This is a genomic window from Skermanella sp. (assembly GCF_059503625.1).
Genome location: NZ_JCACHA010000228.1, coordinates 1 through 3,247 on the forward strand (window position 1 = coordinate 1; position 3,247 = coordinate 3,247).

Below are 3,247 nucleotides of genomic sequence, written 5' to 3' on the forward strand. Positions count from 1 at the left end.
AGCCAGGCTCGCCCTTGAGCATCTGACCGCGAACACGTTTTCCCACGGCCTCGACCCTGAGCGGACTCTGCTGGCCAAGCACCGGCTCAAAATGCAGAGCCGGTCTCCAATGGCTCGTCGACGCACTTACGTGATCAAGTGGCGGTGCAGCCTCGTCCTATCTGCCCATCGTGTAGAACTCATTGTTGGGCCGCATGCTGGTGACATTCGCCATACGGTTCGACATGCCGAAGAAGGCGGCGACGGCCGCAATATCCCAGGTGTCCTCCTTATCGAAGCCGTGCTCCGCGAGGGTGGCGAGGTCGTCGTCGCCCACCGCATAGGCCTCGAAGGCGACCTTCATCGCGAAGTTCAGCATCGCTTTCTGCCGTGGCGTGATGTCCGCTTTGCGGTAGTTGATGGCGACCTGGTCGGCGATCAGGGGGTTCTTCGCCCGGATCCGGAGGATCGCGCCATGCGCGACGACGCAGTACTGGCACTGGTTCGCATTGCTCGTCGCCACCACGATCATCTCGCGCTCGGCCTTGGTGAGGGCACCAGGCTTATCCATCAGGGCGTCGTGGTAGGCCATGAAGGCTCGAAACTCGTCGGGCCGGTGCGCCAGCACGAGAAAGACGTTAGGGATGAAGCCGGCCTTCTCCTGCACTGCGAGCAGCCGCTCACGGATGTCCACCGGCATCTCCTCCAGCGTCGGCACGGGAAAGCGGCTGATAGGGAATTGCGTTTGTGCGGACATGGTGTTGCTCTCGTCTAGAACTGTGAGGTGGGCGGAGCTCAGCCGGCGTCCGGGTTGATCGGCACGACAAGCCGGCTGCGCACACCGCCGACGATCATCCGACTGGCCATCGGGATGGCATCGGCCAAGGTAATATCGGCGGTGAGCGCGGCGAGGTGAACTGGCTGCCCTGATTGGTATCGAAGATCCCGGGCCGCCCGAACCGCGCCCAGGCTTCCTCCAGCCCTTGTCCGCCTGCGGCGGCACCTGATCACCGTTTCGTAGCATCAACGCGCCGGCGACATGGGCTTCCGGGTCTGGCGTGAGGAAATATGCGCCAAAACCGTAACGTAAGAGCACCAGCTGTCTTGCCGTTCATTTCAGCGCGGCCACTGCTTCAACAACTTGGCAATGCCGCTCCTGCACCGGTCCTGCCGGTTGCTGCAACACGGCCCGGCCGCGCACAAGGGCGCGATGGGGCCAATCTCCGGATGACATACGACAAAACCTGGACCGGCTGTTAGCATTCAAGCTCAAGAGCGATGATGCTGGAGACCGCGAGCCATGCCGAATCCTGTTCAGTCGGCCGTTCGCGCCGTCGCCCAGGGTGCGGTCGAATTGATCGCAGCTTGGAACCGGAAGCGACTGCCGCAAACTCAAACCCCCTACGTGGTCGGCATCCACGCGCCAATGCATTCGGAACTGACGCTCTTGGACCTCGCCGTCACCGGGTCGATGCCAGCGGGGCTTAGCGGCCGATATCTCAAGATTGGCGCGAACCCGGTCACTCCCAATTCGGCGGGGCATCACTGGTTCCTGGGCGACGGCATGGTACACGGCATCGCTATTCGGGACGGCAGGGCTTTGTGGTATCGCAATCGCTGGATCCGTTCACGCACGGCAGCCGCAGCGCTCGGCAGGACTGCCGCGCCCGGCCCGCGACATGGGCGCAACGATACTGTGAACACCAACGTGGTCGGCATTGGCGGCCGCACCTTTGCCCTGGTGGAAGCAGGCAGCTTCCCCGTCGAGTTGTCCGAGAACCTGGAGGAGCAGTGCTACAACCCGTTCGACGGGACGCTCGAGGGCTCGTTCACGGGGCATCCTCACCTGGATCCGCTCACTGGTGAGCACCACGCGATCGCTTATGACGGCAGCATCTGGGACACCGTCCGCAACGTCGTAGTCTCGGCAGGTGGCAAAGTAGTCCGCGACGTGCCGATCGCAGTCAAGCAAGGTCCCTGCATCCACGATTGCGCCTTCACCGCACGGTTTGCCATCGTTCTCGATCTGCCCGTCACTTTTTCGATGCGCGCCGTGCTTGGCGGTCATCTGTTTCCCTTCCGCTGGAACCCGGCCCATCGCGCCCGCGTGGGCCTCCTGCCGCGGCATGGAGATGCGGCTGACATCATTTGGTGCGATGTAGAGCCGTGCTTCGTCTTCCACGTCGCCAACGCCTTCGATACCGAAGACGGCCGGGTGGCCCTCGACGTCATTGCGTACCCCACGATGTTCACCTCAGGCGCAAGCGGCTTGGACGCGCTGGGCCGGTTCGAGCGCTGGACGGTGGACCCACAGGCGCATTGCGTCGGCCGGCGGGTGATCGACGCCACGCCGCAGGAATTTCCCCGCATCGACGAACGCCGCTTCGGCCAGAGCTATCGCTATGTCTACACGGTCTCCGTCCCGCCTGACGGTAACCCGCAGCTCACCGGCGCCACGAAGCTCTACAAGCATGATCTGAAGACCGGTTGTCGCCTCGTGCACGAGTTCGGCGACGGCCACCTGCCCGGCGAATTCGTGTTCGTGCCGGCGACCGCTGGCGCGGAGGAGGACGAAGGCTGGCTCGTCGGCTTCGTCATCAACACGGCGGACGAAACCACCGATCTTGCGATCCTAGATGCGCGATCCTTCGAAGCGGCGCCGGTTGCCACGGTCCGGCTGTCGCATAGGGTACCATCGGGATTCCACGGAAACTGGTTCCCAACTCCATAGCTACGCACCCATGCGAATCAAACTCATTCTACGTCGGAAGACTTTGGTGCGGCTCGTTGCACCGATCGCCTGTCCGGTCGCGCGTGCACGGCACCGAAAGCGCTGTCGGGATTTGGCTGCCGCTCCGGCGACAGCGGGACGGCATGACACCTTCCAAACGTCGTCCCATGCGTCAGCGTAGCCCCATAGCTCGACCTGCTGCTTGAGGTTCGACGGGTGTGGCTTGTCGTGGCGGTGGACGGTATTCAGCACGATAGTCCCGTTGCACAGCATGAGTTTGCTTCCTGATGACCCCCAGTCGTCACCGTTCTCCGCGAAATTCAAAACATCAGTCGAGGAGCGTCGGGCTCGGGATGCCGAACGGCTAAGGATGATCCGGCTGCGGATGGCCATCGGGCGGGAGTTGGACGCCGAGGGGATCGAGGAGGCGTCCAAGATTGCAGCCATCTTCGGCCGCCCAGCCAAAGAGGTAGGGAAGCTAATACTACTGTGTCATATAATGCGGCGCTGAGTGAGTCGTTGGCAGCACGGGCATCG

General features: G+C 62.9%; 2 protein-coding genes. One reads left to right on the top strand and one right to left on the bottom strand.

Going from position 1 to position 3,247, the window contains the following annotated elements:
- Positions 1–157 precede the first annotated feature (157 nt).
- Positions 158–736 (bottom strand): peroxidase-related enzyme, encoded by a 579-nt coding sequence (locus tag AC5JJ6_RS05625; protein WP_496041098.1) that lies wholly within the window; start codon positions 734–736, stop codon positions 158–160.
- Between the two features lie 543 nt (positions 737–1,279).
- On the opposite strand from AC5JJ6_RS05625, the gene AC5JJ6_RS05630 reads away from it, so the two are divergent.
- Positions 1,280–2,710: an 8'-apo-carotenoid 13,14-cleaving dioxygenase gene (locus tag AC5JJ6_RS05630; RefSeq protein ID WP_496041099.1), complete on the top strand. Its 1,431-nt coding sequence runs from the start codon at positions 1,280–1,282 to the stop codon at positions 2,708–2,710.
- Positions 2,711–3,247: the final 537 nt, after the last annotated feature.

Excerpts from the sequence above, each read along its gene's own strand:
- AC5JJ6_RS05625 (WP_496041098.1), bottom strand. The coding sequence starts at position 736 with ATGTCCGCACAAACGCAATTCCCTATCAGCCGCTTTCCCGTGCCGACG.
- AC5JJ6_RS05630 (WP_496041099.1), top strand. The coding sequence starts at position 1,280 with ATGCCGAATCCTGTTCAGTCGGCCGTTCGCGCCGTCGCCCAGGGTGCG.